Source organism: Stenotrophomonas sp. Steno-C15, from assembly GCF_056393265.1.
Map to the genome: position 1 here is coordinate 125,847 of NZ_JBWJPF010000009.1, position 20,655 is coordinate 146,501.

The following is a 20,655-nucleotide window of genomic DNA, read 5'->3' on the forward strand; positions in this document are numbered from 1 at the left end:
CACCGCAGCACAAACATTCTGTTAACTCCGCTCGGCTAGAGTCGGGTCATGGGAGACACGTTCACGCCACTGCCGTTCGCCGGCCGGGAGCGCCTGCTTGCCGCCATTGATGGTGCGGTAGCACTGGCGGATCCGCACGCGATCACCGAGGGCCTGCAGCGCGTGCTGCGTGATGCCATCACCGATCCTTCGATACAGCTACCGCCGTGTGTAAGGCGACCGGTGCGTGGTCACTACGCACGTCGTGAACTGCACCGCAGCCGGACCCTGGGGTACAGCGTCATCGCCATGTGCTGGGGCCCGGGGCAGGGTACGCCGCTGCACGATCACGATGCGATGTGGTGCGTGGAAGGCGTCTGGCAGGGCGAACTGCTGGTCACGCCGTATGCGCTGCTGGAGCGGAAGGGCACTCGCCACCGCTTTGCCGCGCAGCCGACACTGTACGGCCAGCGCGGCAGCGCCGGCAGCCTGATTCCCCCGCACGAATACCACACGCTGCGCAATGCCAGCGATGCCGATGTGGCCGTGTCGCTGCACGTCTACCAGGGCGTGATGGAGCGCAGCGCGGTGTTCGAGCCGCTGGGCGATGACTGGTACCAGCGACGGGTGAAGCGGATGGAGACCGACGCGGCATAGCCCGCGCCGGCCGCCGCGTTCAGCGCGGCACGTCCACGACGTTGTTGAGCAGGGTCACTTCCTCGCCACCGTCAGCGAGGGCCACGCGCACGCGCAGGCCACCCTGATGACCTGCGGGGATCATCAGTGTCACGTGGGTGGTCTTCGGTTCCAGGTCATCGGGTGCCGCCATCGCGGGCACATCGGCACGCGCGATCTCACGGCCCGTGGTGTCTTCCAGGATCGCCACGCCCGCGCCGGTGGCCACGTGGCCCAGGCTGTGCACGGTCACCCGCACACGCTGGCCGTCCACCTGCACATCACCGCGGCCGACGCCCAGGTCGGCGCGTGTTTCCACCGGGCTGCCGGCGACGACGCGCTCGAACTCGAACAGTTCCGTGCGCCCGGGACGGAACTGCATCGGCACCGCGCGGCTGGTTTCCAGCCGCACCGTGCGCTCCGTCGGCGTGCCATCGATGCGTCCATCTCCATCGGCATCCACGCCGGCACGGATGCGCCACGTGCCGCTGGCAACGTTCCAGCCGGTCATGTCGGCACTGATGGTGCGGTTACCCAGATTGTGGCTGGTGATGGTGAAGCGCTCGCGCGAGGGCGCATGCACCAGCAGTGCAACCTGTTCGGCGGCACCGTCGCGATCGAAGCGCCAGCTGACCGTATGCCCGGGCCAGCTCTGGTTGCGCTTGAGCGCGATGCCCCCCAGCCGGGCGCGCTGCAGGAACTCGCTGGGTGCTTCCACGCGATCGGACCACCAGTGGCCCTCGGTGTTCATGTAGGCCCGCAGCACCTTGGCCTGCAGTCCTTCGGCATGCAGTGCATCGATGTACTTCAGGTCACCACTGGCCTGCCAGGCCATCAGGCTGGCGAAACCGGTCTTTCCGGCGTCGGCTTCGGCAGTCAGCTGCGGATACCAGTCCTGCTGGCGTCCCAGCACCTCGACGATGTTCTCGCCGAGATTGGCCAGCGCGCCCGGTCCCCCGCGTGCCACGCGATAGTCCAGCGCCTGCAGGTACTTCGCATCGCCGGTCCAGCGCCAGGCGGCCCAGAAGGTGTGCAGCGTGTCGCCGCTGCCGGACCCGTCGTTGAGTTCGCCGCCGCGGGTGGCGCCGGTGGCCCAGTGGATCTCGTTGGGCAGGGTGAAGCGTCCCTTCGCGTCCGTGCCGGCATGGGCGAGGTAGCTGTCGGCCAGGCCGGTCACCAGCCGGCGCCCGGTCGGATCGGCGTTGTACTGGCCCAGCAGGAACGCAGGGTGCAGCACCGGGAACGAATACGGCTTCTGCCATTGCCAGTTCGGTTCGCGGTAGATCCTGTTGCCGCCGAACCAGTTGCTGGAGAACAGCAGGTGTCCCTGCGGATTGGGCAGGATGATCCGCTCGTCGAATGCCTTGACCGTCTCCATCAGCCGTTCCAGCGTCAGCGGATCGCCCCAGTTGAGGTACAGCATCGCGCTGTTGGTGTTGATGCCCTCTTCGTAGGCATGCAGCTCATCGGTTTCGATGGTGCTCAGGCCGTTGCTGAACATGCCATTGCGATACACCGCATCGGACAGGGCGGTGAGCGAGGCATTGAGGCGGTCCGGCTGCACGCCCATCAGCGCCAGGCCCGGCCACTGCTGGGTGAGATCGGAATCATCGGAGATGCCGCCGCCGAAGTCGCCGTAGGGCACCTGGCGATGGTCGATCCACCAGTCGACGAAGCGACGCACCTGTGCAAGGTCCTGCACCTGGTGGAAGGCCCAGGCCGGCACACCGGCAGGCACCGCCGGTGCGGAGTAGGGCGGCCGGCCCTGGCTGTTGTAGCTGATGTAGTTCCAGTACTGCCGCCCCAGCGCGTGGTCCGGATCGACCCGCAGCAGGTCGCTCAGGTCGGCGTAGACGCGCGCATACAGGCGCTGTCGCTTGGAGGTGGTGTGCTCCTCCACCAGGAATCCCCAGTTGTCGCGCACCTGGTTGAAGCGGTCGGCCACGTGCTCCTTCAGCGCTTCGGCGCGCGGCTTGAACACCAGCCGGATCTGCGCGCCATCGAGCGCCCGGGCATCGAAGCCGGGCGCGGCCGAGGCGATGCTCAACCACAGGCTGTCAGGGGTGAGGATGCGGTCGCGCAGGTCCAGCCACAGGGTGCGCTTCTGTCCCGGCTGCACCGAGACCGACACGTCGATCATGTCGCGCGCCGGCCAGATCGGGTCCTTGATGCGGATGTTGAGCGGAATCAGGCCTTCATGCGTGGCCGCCAGATCCAGCGCGGGAAGATCGATGGCAACGCCGTCCAGGCCGTCGTGCATGTTCTCCCAGCTGTAGGCCCAGCTGCGGATCAGCGGCTGGTCGGGCGGCGCATCGCCTACCCCGGAAGGAATGAGCACGTGCACGATCGGGCGCGGCTGCGTGGGCAGGGTACCGGCATCGCGGCGGCGCGATCCGGCCCCCTTGGGCAGCGCCATCACCGTGCTGCGTTCGGCCTCGGGATAGCGACCGTCGATGTAGCGGCGCAGGGCATCCAGATTGGTGTAGTCCGGCAGCGCCTGGCTGTCGATCGTGTAGGTCTGCTTGACCGTGCCGTCCGGCTCGCTGCCCTCGCTCACGGCGTAGGCCCAGATTTCCTGGATCGGCGTTTCCTGCTCGACGTTGCTGAAGCGCAGCACGCCGCCGCTGAGGGACGGGATCGGATCGACGCTGCGCACCCCGCCGCGCGGGTGGGTGAACAGGGTGCGGGTGGCGTGCGCGGCGTCGCTGCCATGTGCCAGCGTGCCGAAGGCCGCACCGCGGATCTCGATGCGGTTGACCGTCTCGCCGTCCGGCAGCGTCAGGTCCAGGTGCTTTCCACCCTCCACGTAGGTGTTCCAGTCCGGCAGCTGGAAGTAGTCGTTGCGTCCGGGCAGCCGCGAGCGGTTGTAGACGCCGGGCCATGTGGTCTCGGCGATGCCGTCGGTGGCCTTCCACATCCACGCCTTCAGATCGCGGGTGTCGGCGAATTCGACCTTGCGGATGCGGGTGGTCGGCGCGGTCAGCGCCGGTGGTGCGGCGCCGTCCCAGCCGAAGCGATGGCGCCAGGCACGCAGGCCTGCCTCGGGAACCTCGGCGGTGGTGGGCGTAACGCCACGGGCCAGCGCCGCCACGGCCGGCGCATCGAGCATGCGGTCGTAGATGCGGATGTGCTGGAAATCGCTGCCGCGCAGGAAGTTGTAACGGCTCTGTACCTGGTACGGTGCCATCACCCGACCGGCCAGGCCAAGCTGGTCCAGCGCGGCATCGTAGTCGCCGGTGGTCTGCGCGCGGGCCACTTCGCGTCCATCGATGAACAGGCGTACACCCTGGTCCTCGTCCCAGGCGAAGGCCAGATGCAGCCACTGGTCCGCGCGTGGCGGCGTGTCCATGCGGAACGAGACGCGGGTGCGGGCAAGATTGGCATCGGTGACGAACGCATCGAAACCGTGGCCGTTCCAGTCGATGCGCAGCCACGCCATGTCCCAGCTGCTGTGATCGGCATAGCCGACGCGGAAGATCACGAACGGGGCTTCGCCCACCGCGTACCGCGCACGCCAATCGAACGCCAGGGTGCCGCGCTGGGCCAGGATGTTGCCCGGTGCATCCCACGCCAGGACGCCATCGTCCTGCCATTGGATGGCCTTGCCGCGTACACCGTCATCGACCACCGCCACCCTGTCGCGGAAGTTCGGTATCGCCTCGCCGTGCGCCACGGTGGCCTGCAGGCCCTGGTTGGCGTCGACGTGGAACAGCAGGGTTGGGCCATCGGCAGCTGTCGCAGGGCCAGCAGCCAGGGCCACTGCCAGCAGCAGGCAGCGGGACAGGGTCGAGCGATGCGGCATCAGATGTTTCCTTTCAACGGGCGACAGCCGGCGTAGGGCCGCCGGACCGTAGCAAGGCCACGCCGCCACGGCACCTTGCGGCGCAGCAGCGGTCGTGGCGAACGGCGATGCACCGGTCGGCGCATCGCCGGCGCTGCTCAGAACTTGTAGCGCACGCCGAGCAGGAACTGGCGGCCGGTCTCGGTGTACTGCAACGGCAGGCGGCCGGTCGCGGGCGAATACACCCACTCATCGGACGCTTCGTTGGTCAGGTTCACCCCTTCCAGGCTCAGTTCCAGCTGGTCACTGATCCGGTAACGGACCGACGCATCGATGACCGTGGTACCGGTCATGCCGTGGTAACCGTCCAGATTGAAGCCGGTTTCCTGGCCCGGCACCTGGGTCAGGTAGTCGTCGCGGTTGGTGGCCGAGATGCGCCCGGAGAAGGTGGTGCCTTCGTAGAACAGGGTCGCGTTCCACGAGGTGTTGGACAGGCCCAGCAGATCGTTCTTCATCACCGGCTGACCGGCCGAGTTGATGTACTGGATCTTCGAATCCACCCAGGTGTAGTTCAGCTGCAGACCGAGGTTGGCCCACTTGCCCGGCAGGAAGGTGAAGGGCTGGGTGTAGTTCGCTTCTGCGCCGAACAGCTCGCCACCCGGGGTGTTGACCGGACGGGTGAAGGTGAACTCATCGGTCGGCGATGCGCCGGTGCCGATCAGCAGTTCGGCAGGCAGGCCGCTGTCGGTGTACGGCCGATTCTCGCGCAGCGTCTGTACGGAGGTTTCGATGTCCTTGTAGAACAGGCCAAGGCCGGCCATGGCGCCTTCGGCGAAGTACCACTCGAAACTCAGATCGACATTGGTCGCGCGGGTCGGATCCAGGTTGGGGTTGCCGCTGGAGATGGTGCGTGCGCCACCGGCCACGGCCACAGTGGCACCCGGCGTCAGGCTGCCCAGGCCGGGTCGGGTCATCACCTTGGCCGCACCCAGGCGGATCAGGAAATCGGGGGTGACTTCGGCAACCAGGTTGAACGAGGGCAGGGTGTCGTCGTAGGTGCGGGTGGCGGTGGTGGACGTGGTGCCACTGGCCAGCGTCGACAGCCCGGTGGAGGACTGCTTGGTGCGCACATAGCGTACGCCGAAGTTGCCGGACAGCGGCAGCGAGCCGATCTCGGTGGAGAACTCACCCATCAGGTAGGCACCGCGATCCTTCTCTTCCACGCTGCGCACGTTGTTGGCGCGCGGTGCGACGGCGTAGATGCCGCTGTTGCTGTAGATGTCGAACTGATCGGCGACGGCGTCCAGATCCGGCACCACCCAGTTCGAGGGATTGCCGCTGATGCCCTTCAGGCCGGCCTGCGTGGTCATGTCCACCGGAACGATCCTGCTGCCATCGGCGAAGGTGGGCACGGCCAGCTCGCTGCCACGGCGCAGTTCGGTGGTCTTGAACGTGTAATCCTTGGCCAGCACGCCACCCTTGAGGCGGAAGCCGGGGCTGATGTTCCAGTTGAAGTCGATCTGGCCGGTATCGAAATCATTGTCCACGTACTGCGGTCGCAGGCGGATCTCCGCCAGTTCCCAGCCGTTGGGATCGGTGGGATCGATGCCGTAGTTGAGGATCGGCGAGCGGTTGTTGCCCCGGTAGTCGTAGCTGTAGCCGTCGACGTCGTACTTGTCCATGATGATGGTGGTCTGCACCGGGTTCTCATGCCGGGACCGCGAGACCCCCAGCTTGCCGGACAGGGTGAAGTCGTCGCTGAAGCGGTGCTGGCCGTTGAGGCTGATCTGCTTGAACTCGGTGCTCCACTCGTCGTGGCGGTTCTCGCTGCGGATGTCGACGTTGTCGAACTCGCCGTAGACCAGCGCGTTGTTCTCGATGACGCCGTTCCTGACGATCATCGACGGCTTGCCGGCCAGGCGTGGCTGGCTGGTGTTGGCACCGCGGCTGAAGGAAATCGCCTCGATGTAGTGCTCGTCGCGGGTGGCATCGATTTTCGAGTACAGCGCGTCCAGCGAGATCTCGGTCGCGTCGCTGGGCTTCCACTGCAGCGTACCGGTCACGCCCAGGCGCTTCTGCTCATGTTCCATCTGCACGTAGCGCGGGAAGCGCGGGTGGTAGACGTCGGCACTGCGCGCGGCGGTGAACGGGGACGAGGCACTGAAGTTGCCGTTGCTCGGGCCGTTGGCCCAGCGGCCCGTGTTGGAGCCCTCCTCCAGCGCCTGGCGCTCGGAGTAGGCCACCGACAGCAGGGCGCCGAACGTACCGTCGGCGAAGATGTTCGACACCAGCGCGGCCATGCGCGGGTCGGCCTTCTCCGCCATCGCGTTGTAGCCGGCCTGGCCGCTGGCGGCGAAGGTGAAGCCGTCATAGTCGAACGGCCTCGCCGTGCGCAGATCGACGGTGGCGCCCAGCGAGCCTTCTTCGACATCGGCCGAAGCGGTCTTGCGCACCACCAGCTGCGAGAACAGGTCGGAGGCGAAGACATTGAAGTCGAAGCCACGGCCGCGGTTGGTACCACCGCTCTGGTCACCGGCGCCGACGGTGGTCAGCGCCTCCATGCCGTTGATGCGCACGCGGGTGAAATCCGGGCCGAGGCCGCGCACCGAGATGTTGCGGCCCTCGCCGGCCTCGCGGGTGATGACCACACCCGGGATGCGCTGCAACGACTCGGCCAGGTTCAGATCCGGGAACTTGCCGATGTCCTCGGCGACGATGGCGTCGACCACGCCGGCCTCGCCACGCTTGATGTCCAGCGCCTTCTCCACGCTGGCGCGGTAGCCGGTGACGGTGACCGTATCCAGGTCCGTGGCGCCGGCGGCGCTGCTCTGCTGCTGGGCGGTCGCATTGGCCGCCAGGGCCAGTCCGACGGCCATAGCGAGCAAGGTAACCGGTGTCTTTTTTTGGTGGTTCCGAGACTGCATGCCTTTCCCCTCTCCCAAAGGTCTGGTGCTGCGGCTGTTTCAGCGTGATGACACCGCTGGTCAGAGCGGACGTTAGCAGCACGTCCCGGATCCGGCATCTTGCACCGCAACAGATCTGAAATGTCTCCAAGAGGCTTGCAGGACAATGCTTCCGTCAGTTCCTACGGGTGCGTGGGGCGCATCGGAAGGCTAGAATGACACCGATGGCCAAACGCCGCGCCGACGCGTGGTACACATTCACGCCGTGCAGTTTCACATGCTGGCGGCAAGCGGGGAGGAGTGGAGATGGGGCGTATCGTATGTTTCGGGGAACTGCTGTTGCGGCTCGGCGCGCCCGGTCGCGAGCTGCTGCTGCAGTCGCCGCAGCTGCAGGTGCACGTGGGCGGGGCGGAAGCAAACGTGGGTGTCTCGCTGTCCCGATTCGGACATGACGTGGCCATGGTCAGCACGGTGCCCGGCAATGCCCTGGGGGCGCACGCACTGGGTGAACTGCGCCGCCATGGCGTCGATACGCGGGCGGTGCGCGAGGTGGCGGACGGTCGCATGGGCCTGTACTTCCTCACCACCGGCGCCGTGCAACGTGCCAGCGAGGTGGTGTACGACCGGGCCGATTCGGCCTTCGCGCGCAGCACTGCAGCCGATCATGACTGGCCGGCGCTGCTGCAGGGCGCGGACTGGCTGCACCTGTCCGGCGTCAGCCCTGCGCTGGGGCCGCAGGTGGCCGAGGCGACGCTGGCGGCGGCATGCGCCGCGCGTGCCAGTGGCGTGCGCGTTTCCTTCGACGGCAATTTCCGGCCCACGCTGTGGCAGCGCTGGGGCGGCGACGCGCAGGCGATCCTGCATGCCCTGTTCGACCAGGCTGACATCGTGTTCGCCGACTACCGCGATATCGAAGTGATCCTGGGCCAGCGCTTTACCCAGGCCGGCGCCGTGGAGCGCGTGGACGCTGCCGCAGCGGCGGCATTCGCCGCGTTCCCGCGGCTGCAATGGCTGGCATGCACGCAACGGCAGGCGCTGAGCGTGGACCATCATGTGCTGGGCGCCCTGCTGCTGGGCCGCGAGGGCGTGCGTGCGCAGGCGCCCGTGCGGCAGCTGACCGGCATCATCGATCGCATCGGCGGCGGCGATGCCTTCGCGGCAGGCATCCTGCATGGCATCCTGTCAGGCTTCGATGCCGACGCCACCGTGCGTTTCGGCCTGGCTGCCGGCGGACTGAAGCATTCCATCCCCGGCGATTTCAATCCTGTCAGCGAAGCTGACGTGCTGGCCCAGATGGGCGAGGAGCGATTCGATGTCCGGCGCTGATCCGCGCGTTCGCGCGGTACTGAAACTGGCACCGGTGATTCCGGTGTTCACCCCCGATGATGTCGACGATGCCGTGCAGGTGGCGCAGGCGCTGTTTCGGGGCGGTCTGCCGGTGATCGAGGTCACCCTGCGCACACCCCGTGCGATGGATGCCATCCGGGCCATGGTCGAGGCCGTACCCGACGCGGTGGTGGGGGCCGGAACGGTGCTGACGCCCGCGCAGATGGAGGCGGCCAGGGCCGCAGGTGCGCGCTTCGCGGTGTCGCCGGGCGCAACGCCGACGCTGTACGCGGCCGCGCGCGATGCCGACCTGCCGTATCTGCCGGGCGTGGCCACGGGGTCCGAGCTGATCCTTGGCCTCGAGCATGGCCTGGATACCTTCAAGTTCTTCCCCGCGGTGCAGGCCGGCGGTGCACCGCTGCTGGCGGCCTGGCACGGCCCCTTCGCCGACGTGCGCTTCTGCCCGACCGGTGGCATCAGTGCCCAGACCGCGGCGCAGTTCCTGCACCTGCCGAACGTGCTGTGCGTGGGCGGTTCATGGCTGACCACGGCGGCCTTGCTGCAGACCCGCGACTGGGGCGCGATCGAACGCCTGGCACGTGAGGCGTCCGTGCTGGCGGGGTGAACCGGCAGGCAATCTCCCAGGATTTGATCGGGATCAAAGCGCCGGCCTCGTGCCGGCGTCACTCTGTCTGCAAGCGCACGACGGAGGAAAACCCATGAACAGAACCATGAAGGCCGCTGTCGTTCGCGAGTTCGGCAGCCCACTGGTCATCGAGGAAGTTCCGGTACCGCGCCCGGGGGCGGGCGAGGTGCTGGTCAGGATCGAAGCCTGCGGTGTCTGCCACACCGACCTGCACGCCGCCGAGGGCGACTGGCCGGTGAAACCGGACCCGCCGTTCATCCCCGGCCACGAGGGCGTGGGGCACATCGTGGCCGTGGGCGGCGGGGTCGGGCATGTCAAGGAAGGCGACAGGGTCGGCATCCCCTGGTTGTACTCGGCGTGTGGCCATTGCGAACACTGCCTGGGCGGCTGGGAAACGCTGTGCGAGACGCAGCGCAACACCGGCTACTCGGTCAACGGCGGCTTCGCCGAGTTCGCACTGGCCGATGCCAACTATGTCGGCCTGCTTCCGAAGGAGGTGGGCTTCGTCGAGATCGCGCCGGTGCTGTGCGCCGGCGTGACGGTCTACAAGGGCCTGAAGGTGACGGACACGAAGCCCGGTGACTGGGTGGCGATCTCCGGCATCGGTGGCCTGGGCCACATGGCGGTGCAGTACGCGCGTGCGATGGGCCTGAACGTGGCTGCCATCGACGTGGAGGACAGCAAGCTGGCACTCGCGCGGCGGCTGGGCGCGCAGGTCACGGTCAACGCGCGCACGACCGATCCGGCAGCATTCCTGAAGAAGGAGATCGGTGGCGCACACGGGGCGCTGGTCACCGCGGTATCGCCCAAGGCCTTCGAGCAGGCGCTGGGCATGGTCCGGCGGGGCGGCACGGTCTCGCTCAACGGACTGCCACCGGGCAACTTCCCATTGGACATCTTCGGCATGGTCCTCAATGGCGTGACGGTGCGCGGTTCGATCGTCGGCACGCGGCTGGATCTGCAGGAGTCGCTGCAGTTCGCCGCCGAGGGCAAGGTCGCGGCCACGGTCAGCACCGACCGCCTGGAGAACATCAACGAGGTGTTCGCACGCATGCGCGCGGGCACCATCGACGGGCGCGTGGTACTGGACATGGCCGCCTGACACCCGTGCATGGCCGCCGCGGCCCGGCACCCTCTCCCACGGGTGCGGCGGTCATGCCGATCGATGCGCGCCCGGCGTAGCTGCGCAGGTGGTCAGCGCTGTGACCCAGCGCGCCGGGCGGCAGCCGTCGCCCAGCGCGCCGCCACCACCGGAGCCGTGATGCACACCGCCTGGTCGGTCACCGTGGTCACCGCGCGTTCCAGCAGCTGGATGTCTGCCTCGTGCTGGCGTGCCACGTGCGGGTCCTCGAAGAAGATGGCGCGCTGGCAACGGCCCTCCAGCACGCGGTCGGCGATCTGTGCGTCGCCGCCCATCGGTCCGCTCTGGTAGCGCGTCACCCAGGGCGTGTCGCTGGGCCAGCCGCGGCTCCATGCCAGCTCGTTGAGGCGCTGACCGGTGGTCCCGGTCGCCACCCGCTCGCCGAAGCGTGCCAGCACGTCGAAGTGCTCGTCGGCGAAGGCGAGCATCGCCGGCTTCATCGCATCGTGCGCGATCAGTGCCAGGGTCTGGGTACCGAAGGCATGCAGATCGTCGGCACCGGCGTCGGCCTGCAGGCCGGCGTGCACGCGCTCTACCTCGATCCAGTCGCGTGCGGTGGCTACCGTGGAAATGAAAGGTTTGCCGTGGATCACGCACTGCCGCTTGAGCGCGGTCGCTTCAGGAAACACCGAGGACGGATCGACCGGATCGATCAGATAGATGGCACCGTCGAGCGTGCGCTGCGGGCCCATGCCGACCACCTCGGCGACCAGCTTCATCAGCCCGCCCTCGCGGCCGTAGGGATAGCGATGGAGGCCGGCATAGCCGTCGAGGAAGCCGTGGCGTCCGATCGCATCATGGGTGCGGCCGACAGCGTGCAGCGTGATGCCCAGTTCGCGCAGGCCCGGTTCGCAGGCACGCAGCCAGCGGAACAGGGCGGCGCGCGCATCCTGGTGGTGGAGCCGGTTGGCGGCCAGGCCGATACGCATCGAACGCTCCGTGGGCTGGTGGAAGCGGCAGTTTATGTCGTGAACGGCCAATTCTGCGCGCTTTGCAACTTTCCTCATTGTTGCTGTGCCGTGCGTCGCTAGCGTGGCAGGCAGAGCGGTACCGCTGCGCGGCCGTCGTCTCCGCCTGCGATTCGAGGATGCCCATCGTGAATGCCGCCGGCCCTGCGGCCGCATCCATTGCACGCTCCTGCCCGTGGCTGCGATCCCGCATCGTGCTGCCTGCCCTGTTGCTGTGGCCCATGATCACGCGGGCCGACGGGTGCGACATGCCCCTGGCCGTGGCCTGGCCCAGTGACCGCCCGCCACTGTCCTTCAGCGCGCAGGGCCAGCCCGGCGGCCTGGTTGCCGACTACCTGCGGCGGCTGGGCGAGCAGATCGCGCTGCGTCCACATCCGCTTCCCGCCGCGGCCGGCGCGGTCGGGGCGCTGCCGGCCGGTACCCAGGCCGTGCTGGGATGGCCGCGCGAGCAGGTGCCCGACGGCTGGGTCGTGAGCAGGCCCTACCTGCAGCTGTCACAGGTGATCGTGCGCCGTCGCAACGACACGCCACTGCAGGGACTGGGCGGTCTGCGCGGCCGCCGCGTCGCCAGCCTCGACACGGTGCCACTGGCGGCCCACCTGCGTGAGCAGGCGCCGGGCGCATGGCTGCTGCAGGTCGACGCGCTCGATCATGCGCTGCAGCTGCTGGCCATCGGCCAGGTGGACGCGGTGGTTGCCACGTTGGGCGAAGTGGAAGCCGCATTGCGCAGGCCCGGCAGCGATGCCCTGGTGATCGCCGCGCCGGCCGGCTTCGATGATGCCTGGGTGCTGGCGGCTGCGCCGGCCTGTGCGGCCACCGTCGCCGCCTTCGACACCGTGCTGCAGGAACTGGACGACGCGCAGCGCGACGCGCTCCGTGCGACGTGGGCGCCCAGCGGAGCACGCGCGCCGCCCGCACGGTCGCCGTTGCGCTGGCTGGTGCCGGTGCTGCTGGTCGCGCTGGCGCTGATCCTGGTGTATGCCTTCGGCTACTGGAGGCTGCATCGCGAAAGCAGCCAGCGCCGCGCGCTGGAACAGCGGCTGCAGGAAGTGACCGCCAACCTGCCTGCGGTGGTCTACCGGGCGCGCCGCAGCGGCGAGGGCGACTACAGCCTGCCGCTGGTCGCCGGCGACGTGCAGTCGCTGTTCGGCATGAGTCTGGACAGTGTGCGGCTGGACCATCGCCGGCTCATGGCGGCGGTGCATGTCGACGATCGCAAGCCGGTGCTGGATCATCTGGAAGCCGCAGCGCGGGCCCGTGCGCCGATCGACATCACCTTCCGCACGCTGGGTCCCCATGGCTGGCGCTGGATCCGTTCGCATGGCAGGCCGTTGCCGGGCGAGAGCGACGACATCGAGTGGAGTGGCTACTGGATGGACGTCAGCCAGGCGCAGGCACGCACCCGTGCCCTGGCCGGGGCACGCCATCAGGCCGAAGAGACTGCAGCGGCGAAGACGCACTTCCTGGCCACCATGAGCCACCAGATCCGCACACCGATGAGCACGCTGCTGGGCATGCTCGAATGCCTGGCGGACAGCCCCCTGGACCCGTGCCAGCGGCAGGTCCTGTCCACCGTCGATGTGGCCGCGCAGATGCTGCGGCAGATTCTCGATGATGTGCTCGACAGTCATCGGTTGCAGGCGCTGCCGTTGCAGCTGCGTGCCACCGACATGGGTGCGCTGGCCACGGCCGTGCAGCAGCTGCTGGCACCGATGGCGGCCAGCCGTGCGTTGCACCTGCGGTGCGTGCTTGATCCTGCGCTGCAGCGGTGGCTGCTGGCCGATGGCCTGCGCGTGCGCCAGGTCCTGTTCAACCTGGTGGGCAACGCACTGAAGTTCACCCTGCACGGAGGTGTGGAACTGCGGCTGCGGGTGCTGCGGACGCAGGCAGCAGGACAATGCCTGCGCCTGCAGGTGAGCGACAGTGGCGTAGGCATCAGTCCCGAGCGGCAGCAGGCCGTGTTCGCCGATTACATCCAGGCCGAGCCGTCGACGGGGCGCCGGTTCGGCGGCAGCGGCCTGGGCCTGGCCATCTGCCGGGACCTGGTGGCCTCGATGGGCGGCGAGCTGCAGCTGCAAAGCTCGCCGGGCAAGGGCACGCGCATCTGGTTCGACCTGGAGTTCGCCAGCTGCCTGGCGCCACTGGAGGCGGTGCCGGCCATGGCCGAGGTGGTCGCGCGACTGCCTGCGGCACGGGTGCTGGTGGCCGAGGACCACCCGACCAACCTGCAACTGCTGGTGCAGCGGCTGCGCGAGCTGGGCCTGCAGGTGCACGCCACTGCCGATGGCCTGCAGGCGCTGGCGGCATGGCGGGCGCAGGGCTTCGATGTTGTCGTTACCGATTGCCACATGCCCGGCATGGACGGGTTCGCGCTGGCGCGTGCGATCCGCGAAGACCCCTGTCCTTCGCGCGCACGGGTGCCGATCATCGCGCTGACGGCCAGCGTGCTGGAGAGCACGCGCGAGGCCTGTCGTGCCGCCGGCATCGACCGGTTCCTGGCCAAGCCGGTCGACACCCAGGGGTTGCGCACGACGCTGGCCGACGTACTGCCGGCAATGGAACCCGGCTCAGTTGGACAGTAGACGGACGATGCTGGCAGCGGCGTCGCGGCCTTCAGCCACAGCGGTTACCACCAGGTCGGCGCCGCGTACCGCATCACCGCCGGCGAACAGGCGTGGATGCGCGGTCTGGAACGGCAGGCGGTCCTTGCCGCCGGCAACGATGCGACCGTTCGCCTGGCCCTGCACACCGTGTTCGGCCAGCCAGGCCGGAACGCTCGGCGCGAAACCGAAGGCGATGATGACCACGTCCGCCTCCAGCAGCGACTCGCTGCCCTCGATCGGCACCGCGTTGCGGCGTCCCTGGGCGTCGGCCTCACCCAACCGGGTTTCAACCACGGTCACGCCGATCGCTTCGTCGTCGGCGCCGGCCTCGATCGACAGCGGCTGCCGGTTGAACAGGAAGCGCACGCCTTCCTCGCGCGCATTGGCGACTTCACGCGCGCTGCCGGGCATGTTGGCCTCGTCGCGACGGTACGCGCAGGTGACCTTGGCCGCGCCGAGCCGCACCGCGCTGCGCACGCAGTCCATGCCGGTGTCGCCGCCGCCGAGCACGACCACGCGCTTGCCGTTGAGGTCGGGCAGGGCGATCTGGTCCTCCCAGCCGGCGATCGGTCGACCCTGCGGGTCATCGCCGCCGACGATGCGGCTGTTCTGCACCAGGAACGGCAGGGCCGGCAGCACCCCCTTCAGGTCCTGGCCCGGCAGGCCGCCGTCGGTGTAGCGGTAGGCCCCGGTGCCGACGAACACCGCGTCGTGGCTGTCCAGCAGCTGCTGCACGCTGATGTCGCGGCCGATCTCCACGCCCAGGCGGAACTGCACGCCCATCCCTTCGAGCACCTCGCGGCGACGATGGATGACGTCCTTGTCCAGCTTGAAGCTGGGGATGCCGAACTGCAGCAGGCCGCCGATCTGTTCGTAGCGGTCGTACACCACGGCGGTGACGCCGGCCCGGGCCAGGCGATCGGCACAGGCCAGACCCGCCGGACCGGCACCGATCACCGCCACGCTGTGGCCGGTGGGCTGCACGGCACCCAGGTCCGGACGCCAGCCGCTGGCGAGTGCGGTATCGACGATGTACTTCTCCACCGCACCGATGGTCACCGCACCGAATTCCTCCAGGGTGCAGCTGCCTTCGCACAGGCGATCCTGCGGGCAGACCCGGCCGCACACTTCCGGCAGCGGATTGGTGCTGTGGCACAGCGTGGCGGCCTCGTGGACGCGGTTCTCCTGCACCAGCTGCAGCCACTGTGGAATGGCGTTGTGTACCGGGCATTTCCAGCTGCAGTAAGGGTTGCCGCAGTCCAGGCAGCGCCCGGCCTGGTACTGCGCATCCTCCTTGCCGAACTTTCCGTACAGCTCGCCCCAGTCGCCGGAGGTGCGCAGTTCAACCGGAATGCGCTGCGGCATGGTGCGGGGCAGATCGAGGAACTGGAAGGCGTGCTTGCGGCTCATGGCGGGCTCTGTGATTTCGATGGCCGGCCAGAGGCCGGCACTACTGCGGTGAGGGAGCAGGCGCGCGCCGGTTGCGGGCGGCGCGCCGGAGGCGCTTACGCCGCGCGTCGAAGGGTCTCGGTCAGCGATTCGATGCTGGCGGCCTTCGGTTTGACCAGCCAGAACTTGCCGATGTAATCGCGGAACTCGTCCAGGATCTGCTGCGCCCAGATGCTGCCGGTCAGTTCGCGATGGCGGCCGATCAGGCGGTGCAGGTGCTGGCGGTAGTTCTCGAAGCCTTCGGCGGACACGCGATGGATGTCGATCAGCTCGTGGTTGTAACGGTCCACGAAGTCGCGGTCCACATCCAGCACGTAGGCCAACCCCCCGGTGAAGCCGGCACCGAAGTTCAGGCCGACCTTGCCCAGCACCAGTACCACGCCGTCGGTCATGTACTCGCAGCAGTGATCGCCGGCGCCTTCCACGACCGCGAGCGCACCGGAATTGCGGACCGCGAAGCGCTCGCCGGCACGTCCGGCGGCGAAAAGCTCGCCACCGGTGGCGCCATACAGGCAGGTGTTGCCGATGATCGCAGTGCTGCGCGCCTCGAACCGCGCGCCGCGCGGCGGACGTACCACCAGGCGGCCGCCGGCCATGCCTTTGCCGACGTAGTCGTTGGCTTCGCCCTCCACTTCCAGATGCAGGCCGCCGACATTGAAGGCGCCGAAGCTCTGTCCGGCGCTGCCACGGAAGCGCAGCTCCAGGGGGGCGTCGGCCATGCCCTGGTTGCCGTGCGCGCGTGCCACCGCGCCGGCCAGGCGGGTGCCGATGCTGCGGTCGGTGTTGTGGATCAGGAAGCGATGTTCGCCCCCCCTGCGCTGTTCGATCGCGTCCGCCAGCAGGCCATCCATCTGCGTGGCCAGGCTGTCCGGAGATTCGTACAGCCGCTGCGCCGCGCAGTGGCTGCCTTCGTAGCGCGCATCTGCCAGCAGGCGCGACAGGTCCACGCGCACGCCGTCGCGCGGTGCGGCCTCGATTTGCCGCAGCAGGTCGGTGCGGCCGACGATCTCCTCCAGCGAACGCGCGCCCAGGTACGACAGCCAGCCACGCACTTCCTCGGCCAGCAGGCGGAAGAAATTCTCCACGCGCTCGGGCTGGCCGGTGAAGTGGTTCTCGCGCAGGCGTTCGTCCTGGGTGGCCACGCCGGTGGCGCAGTTGTTGAGGTGGCAGATGCGCAGGTACTTGCAGCCCAGCACGATCATCGGCGCGGTGCCGAAGCCGAAGCTGTCCGCACCCAGCAGCGCGGCCTTGACCACGTCCAGGCCGGTCTTCAGGCCACCATCGGTCTGCAGCAGGGTGCGCCCGCGCAGGTCGTTGGCCAGCAGCGCCTGGTGCGCTTCGGCCACGCCCAGCTCCCACGGCACACCGGCGTAGCGGATCGAGCTGACCGGCGAGGCACCGGTGCCGCCGTCGTGGCCGGAGATGGTGATCAGGTCCGCGCCGGCCTTGACCACGCCGGCGGCGATGGTGCCGACGCCGGCATGGCTGACCAGCTTCACCGATACCAGCGCGGTCGGGTTGACCTGCTTGAGATCGTAGATGAGCTGCGCCAGGTCCTCGATGGAATAGATGTCGTGGTGCGGTGGCGGCGAGATCAGGCCGATGCCCGGCCGCGCGTAGCGCAGGCGGGCGATCAGCTCGTTGACCTTGTGCCCCGGCAGCTGGCCGCCTTCGCCGGGCTTGGCGCCCTGCGCGACCTTGATCTGCAGCACCTCGGCATTGACCAGATACTCGGCGGTGACACCGAAGCGACCCGACGCCACCTGCTTGATCTTGCTGCGCCGTGGGGTGCCGTAGCGGGCCGGGTCTTCGCCACCTTCGCCGGAATTGCTGCGGCCGCCGAGGCGGTTCATCGCGATGGCCAGCGCCTCATGCGCTTCCGGCGACAGCGCGCCGAGGCTGATCGCGGCGGTGTCGAAGCGCGGGAACAGTTCGCTGGCCGGCGCCACCTCGTCCAGCGGCGTGGGTGCCGGCGCCGGCACCAGCTGCAGCAGGTCACGCAACGCCGATGGCGGCCGGGCATGCACGGCATCGCAGTACTGCTGCCAGGCGCGGGCATCACCACTGCGCGCCGCGCGCTGCAGGGTGGTGACCACGTCCGGGTTGTACATGTGGTACTCGCCGCCGTGCACGTACTTCAGCAGGCCGCCGACATCGACATCCTGCTGTGCATCCCAGGCCTGCGCGCACAGTTCGCGCGCATCGGCATCCAGCCGCGCGAAGCCGGCGCCGCCGATGCGCGAGGCGGTGTCGGGGAAGCACAGCGCGACCACTTCCGGCTCCAGGCCGATGATCTCGAACAGCTGCGCGCCGCGGTAGCTGGCCACGGTACAGATGCCCATCTTCGAGATGATTTTCGACAGGCCCTTGTAGACGCCCTTGCGGTAGCGGCGGCCGATCTGCGACTGCTCACCGCCCTTGCTGAGCTTGAGGATGCCGCGCCGGCCGAGGTCGAACAGGGTCTGGTAGGCAAGATACGGGTACACCGCAGTGGCCCCGAAGCCGAGCAGGCAGGCCATATGGTGCGGGTCGCGCGCAGTGCCGGTCTCGACGATCAGGTTGACGTCGCAGCGCAGCCCCAGCCGCGAGAGGTGATGATGCACCGCACTGGTGGCCAGCAGGGCGTGCACCATCGGTCGCCCGGCCACCGGATAGCGGTCGGACAGCAGCAGCATCACCATGCCTTCGCGTGCGGCGCGTTCGGCCTCCGCACAGATGCGCTCGATGCCGTTGCGCAGCCCTTCTTCCTCGCTGTAGGACAGGTCGAGCAGGCGGTTGGCCTGCAGGTACTGGTCCATCTTCAGCAGCTGGCGCAGCTTGCGTTGGCTGAGTACCGGCGAGTTGAGGATGACGTGGTTCACCGTCTCCGGGCCGGCATGGAAGATGTTGGTCTCCTTGCCGAGCTGGGTGGACAGGGACATGGCGCAGTCTTCGCGCAGCGGATCGATCGGCGGATTGGTGACCTGCGCGAATGCCTGCCGGAAATAGTCGTACAGCGGCCGGCTGCGCTGGCTCAGTACCGCCATCGGCGTGTCATCGCCCATCGAGCCGGTGGCTTCCTGCTCGGTCTCGGCCAGCGGCCGCAGCACCTGCTCCACCTCCTCGCTGCTGAGCTGGTACAGCTTGTGGTAACTGCGCAGGGTGCCCTCGTCGAAGGGCTCCTCCACCAGCGATGGATCGATCAGTTCGGTCTGCAGGTAGGTCACGCCCTGCTGCAGCCACTGCTTGTACGGTGCGCGGCCGCGGTTGATGCGGTCCACCGCGTCCGAATCGAGCAGGTCGCCGCGCTTGAGATCGATGGCCACCATTTCACCGGGGCCGAGCTTGCCCTTGCGTACCACGCGCTCGGTCGGCACTTCCCACACGCCCGCTTCGGAGGCGACCAGGAAGTGGCGGTCGGCGGTCAGCATCCAGCGCGCCGGGCGCAGGCCGTTGCGGTCCAGCGTACACACCGCATAGCGGCTGTCGCAGGCGACGATGCCGGCCGGGCCGTCCCAGGGCTCGCTGTTGAGGCCATGGAACTCGTAGAACGCGGCCAGGTCCGGATCCTTGAACTCCAGCGACTGCGTCGCCGGTGGCACCAGGATGCGCAGCGCCTGGATCAATTCCATGCCGCCGGCGACCATCAGTTCCAGCATGTTGTCCAGGCTCTGCGAGTCCGAGCCATGCATGGAGATCACCGGATCGAACTCGGCGATGTCGAAGCGCGGTGTCTTCCACACCTTGCTGCGCGCCTGCGCCCAGCGACGGTTGCCCTCGATGGTGTTGATCTCGCCGTTGTGCGCAAGCAGGCGGAACGGATGCGCCAGCGGCCAGCGCGGCAGCGTGTTGGTGGAGAAGCGCTGGTGGAACACGATCGCGCTGGAGGCCAGCTCGCGCCGCTGCAGATCCGGATAGAAGCGGCTGAGCTTGTCCGGCAGGACCATGCCCTTGTAGCTGATCGCATCCGGGGTGAGCGTGGTGACGTAGAAATCGCCATGGTCGCGCAGCTGCTGCTCGCTGCGACGGCGTGCGAGGTACAGCGCCAGGGCGAAGCCGGTGCCGTCCTGGCCGACACCGGCATCGACGAACACCTGCTCGATGCGCGGCAGCGTATCGCGCGCGAGCTGGCCGCAGACACTGTCGTCGATGGGAACCTCGCGCCAGCCCGCCACGCGGCAGCCCACCGCTTCAAGCTGCACCTGCAGCTGCGTCCGGCAGGCCTGCGCGGCGTCGGCGTCGTGCGGAAGGAACACCAGGCCCGCCGCGAAGCGGGTGGCCACGGTGATGCCCGCTTCGCTGGCCAGCAGTTTCAGGAATGCATCGGGGCGACGCAGCAGCAGCCCGCAGCCATCACCGGTGAGCCCGTCAGCGGCGACGCCACCACGATGGGTCATCCGTGAAAGCGCGGCGATGGCGGTATCCACCAGCAGGCGCGACGGCTGGTCGTCGAGCTGCGCGACCATGCCGAATCCACAGGCATCGCGCTCGGAGCGCGGGTCGTAAAGCCCTTGGCGGTTGCGGGGGGCCATCTCTACCTCGATGCGGAATGAAATGAGCGGGGACACTCAAGCCCGCCCAATCCCTGGAGCGCATCGTGAGGCCACCGGATGCCTCGAATAAAGCACAGGTTGCTGCAGCGCCGCAATACACGGTTGCAGGTGCAACGGAAAGCGCCGGCGGTGATCCGCCGGCGCGGGCCGGGATCAGCCGCAGCGGACGCCGCTGACCACGTCCTTGGCGTCCACTTCGATGTTCAGGCGGTCGCCCAGGAACTCCATCGTGGTCGCGTCATTGGGGTGCAGCACGCGCACCTGCTGAGCACCGGCATCTTCCTGGGCCTGCTTGCCCAGCGCATCGGTGTAGGCCTGGCCGACCAGGCTCTGTACCTGGCTGGCGTCGCAGGTGCCCACCGGCGGTGCCTCGGTGGCCTTGCCGGCTTCATCGGCCGGTGCCTTGGCGGCTTCGGCGGCCTGCTGGGCGTGGGCCGTGGCCGAATCCTGTTCATCCAGCGCCGGCGCCTGGCAGGCGGACAAGGCCAGCACGGCCGGCAGCAGCAGGGCGGAGAGCGAACGGGCGCGAATCGGGAACGACATCATGACTCCGGAAGGGACTGTGAAAGCCGGAGCATAGCCGCGAACCCATCCTCACGTGTTTGTCTTGCGTTATTGACGCGGCCGCGTCATGTCGATCGCCACACTGCTG

The 20,655-nt window shown here is 68.3% G+C and carries 11 protein-coding genes; 5 read left to right on the top strand and 6 right to left on the bottom strand.

Annotation, left to right across the window (positions count from 1 at the left end):
- Positions 1 to 48: 48 nt before the first annotated feature.
- On the top strand, positions 49 to 636 hold the full coding sequence (locus AC06FB_RS09560; RefSeq protein WP_053516003.1) for a cysteine dioxygenase family protein: 588 nt from the start codon (positions 49 to 51) through the stop codon (positions 634 to 636).
- A 19-nt stretch (positions 637 to 655) separates the two neighbouring features.
- Here AC06FB_RS09560 and AC06FB_RS09565 read toward each other — a convergent pair whose 3' ends face one another.
- Both AC06FB_RS09565 and AC06FB_RS09570 read right to left on the bottom strand, forming a co-directional pair.
- Complete coding sequence (locus AC06FB_RS09565; RefSeq protein WP_478053626.1) at positions 656 to 4,456, bottom strand: LamG-like jellyroll fold domain-containing protein; 3,801 nt, start codon at positions 4,454 to 4,456, stop codon at positions 656 to 658.
- 137 nt (positions 4,457 to 4,593) lie between these two features.
- Complete coding sequence (locus AC06FB_RS09570; protein ID WP_478053627.1) at positions 4,594 to 7,359, bottom strand: TonB-dependent receptor; 2,766 nt, start codon at positions 7,357 to 7,359, stop codon at positions 4,594 to 4,596.
- Between the two features lie 285 nt (positions 7,360 to 7,644).
- Between AC06FB_RS09570 and AC06FB_RS09575 the strand changes: the two genes are divergently transcribed.
- From AC06FB_RS09575 to adhP, 3 genes are all read left to right on the top strand, one after another.
- Positions 7,645 to 8,664, top strand: a complete 1,020-nt coding sequence (locus tag AC06FB_RS09575; protein WP_065174104.1) for a sugar kinase — start codon at positions 7,645 to 7,647, stop codon at positions 8,662 to 8,664.
- Entirely contained in the window at positions 8,651 to 9,289 is a 639-nt protein-coding gene (eda, locus tag AC06FB_RS09580) for a bifunctional 4-hydroxy-2-oxoglutarate aldolase/2-dehydro-3-deoxy-phosphogluconate aldolase (RefSeq protein WP_283220042.1), read from the top strand. Before AC06FB_RS09575 ends, eda begins: the two co-directional genes overlap by 14 nt.
- 94 nt (positions 9,290 to 9,383) lie before the next feature.
- Positions 9,384 to 10,412: an alcohol dehydrogenase AdhP gene (gene adhP / locus AC06FB_RS09585; protein WP_053515992.1), complete on the top strand. Its 1,029-nt coding sequence runs from the start codon at positions 9,384 to 9,386 to the stop codon at positions 10,410 to 10,412.
- 92 nt (positions 10,413 to 10,504) lie between these two features.
- Here the strand turns inward: adhP and AC06FB_RS09590 are convergent, their stop codons facing one another.
- Positions 10,505 to 11,380, bottom strand: a complete 876-nt coding sequence (locus AC06FB_RS09590; RefSeq protein ID WP_065174107.1) for a methylglyoxal synthase — start codon at positions 11,378 to 11,380, stop codon at positions 10,505 to 10,507.
- Between the two features lie 260 nt (positions 11,381 to 11,640).
- On the opposite strand from AC06FB_RS09590, the gene AC06FB_RS09595 reads away from it, so the two are divergent.
- A complete protein-coding gene (locus AC06FB_RS09595) occupies positions 11,641 to 14,001 on the top strand; it encodes an ATP-binding protein (RefSeq protein ID WP_478053628.1) in 2,361 nt (786 codons plus the stop codon).
- On the opposite strand, the gene AC06FB_RS09600 is transcribed toward AC06FB_RS09595, so the two are convergent.
- From AC06FB_RS09600 to AC06FB_RS09610, 3 genes are all read right to left on the bottom strand, one after another.
- The gene (locus AC06FB_RS09600) at positions 13,987 to 15,432 is read right to left on the bottom strand and encodes an FAD-dependent oxidoreductase (protein ID WP_478053629.1); all 1,446 of its coding nucleotides are present in this window, start codon (positions 15,430 to 15,432) and stop codon (positions 13,987 to 13,989) included. The two genes, AC06FB_RS09595 and AC06FB_RS09600, sit on opposite strands and share 15 nt — an antisense overlap.
- A 95-nt stretch (positions 15,433 to 15,527) precedes the next feature.
- Positions 15,528 to 19,982, bottom strand: a complete 4,455-nt coding sequence (gene gltB / locus AC06FB_RS09605) for a glutamate synthase large subunit (RefSeq protein ID WP_065174109.1) — start codon at positions 19,980 to 19,982, stop codon at positions 15,528 to 15,530.
- A gap of 174 nt (positions 19,983 to 20,156) precedes the next feature.
- Positions 20,157 to 20,546 carry an I78 family peptidase inhibitor gene (locus AC06FB_RS09610; protein ID WP_053515984.1) on the bottom strand — a complete coding sequence of 130 codons (390 nt, stop codon included), beginning with the start codon at positions 20,544 to 20,546 and terminating at the stop codon, positions 20,157 to 20,159.
- Positions 20,547 to 20,655: the final 109 nt, after the last annotated feature.

Bases quoted from the DNA above. Each gene is read 5' to 3' on its own strand.
- eda (WP_283220042.1), top strand. From the start codon at position 8,651: ATGTCCGGCGCTGATCCGCGCGTTCGCGCGGTACTGAAACTGGCACCG.
- AC06FB_RS09610 (WP_053515984.1), bottom strand. From the start codon at position 20,546: ATGTCGTTCCCGATTCGCGCCCGTTCGCTCTCCGCCCTGCTGCTGCCG.
- AC06FB_RS09570 (WP_478053627.1), bottom strand. From the start codon at position 7,359: ATGCAGTCTCGGAACCACCAAAAAAAGACACCGGTTACCTTGCTCGCT.
- AC06FB_RS09560 (WP_053516003.1), top strand. From the start codon at position 49: ATGGGAGACACGTTCACGCCACTGCCGTTCGCCGGCCGGGAGCGCCTG.
- AC06FB_RS09600 (WP_478053629.1), bottom strand. From the start codon at position 15,432: ATGAGCCGCAAGCACGCCTTCCAGTTCCTCGATCTGCCCCGCACCATG.
- AC06FB_RS09575 (WP_065174104.1), top strand. From the start codon at position 7,645: ATGGGGCGTATCGTATGTTTCGGGGAACTGCTGTTGCGGCTCGGCGCG.
- adhP (WP_053515992.1), top strand. From the start codon at position 9,384: ATGAACAGAACCATGAAGGCCGCTGTCGTTCGCGAGTTCGGCAGCCCA.
- AC06FB_RS09590 (WP_065174107.1), bottom strand. From the start codon at position 11,380: ATGCGTATCGGCCTGGCCGCCAACCGGCTCCACCACCAGGATGCGCGC.
- gltB (WP_065174109.1), bottom strand. From the start codon at position 19,982: ATGGCCCCCCGCAACCGCCAAGGGCTTTACGACCCGCGCTCCGAGCGC.
- AC06FB_RS09595 (WP_478053628.1), top strand. From the start codon at position 11,641: ATGATCACGCGGGCCGACGGGTGCGACATGCCCCTGGCCGTGGCCTGG.
- AC06FB_RS09565 (WP_478053626.1), bottom strand. From the start codon at position 4,456: ATGCCGCATCGCTCGACCCTGTCCCGCTGCCTGCTGCTGGCAGTGGCC.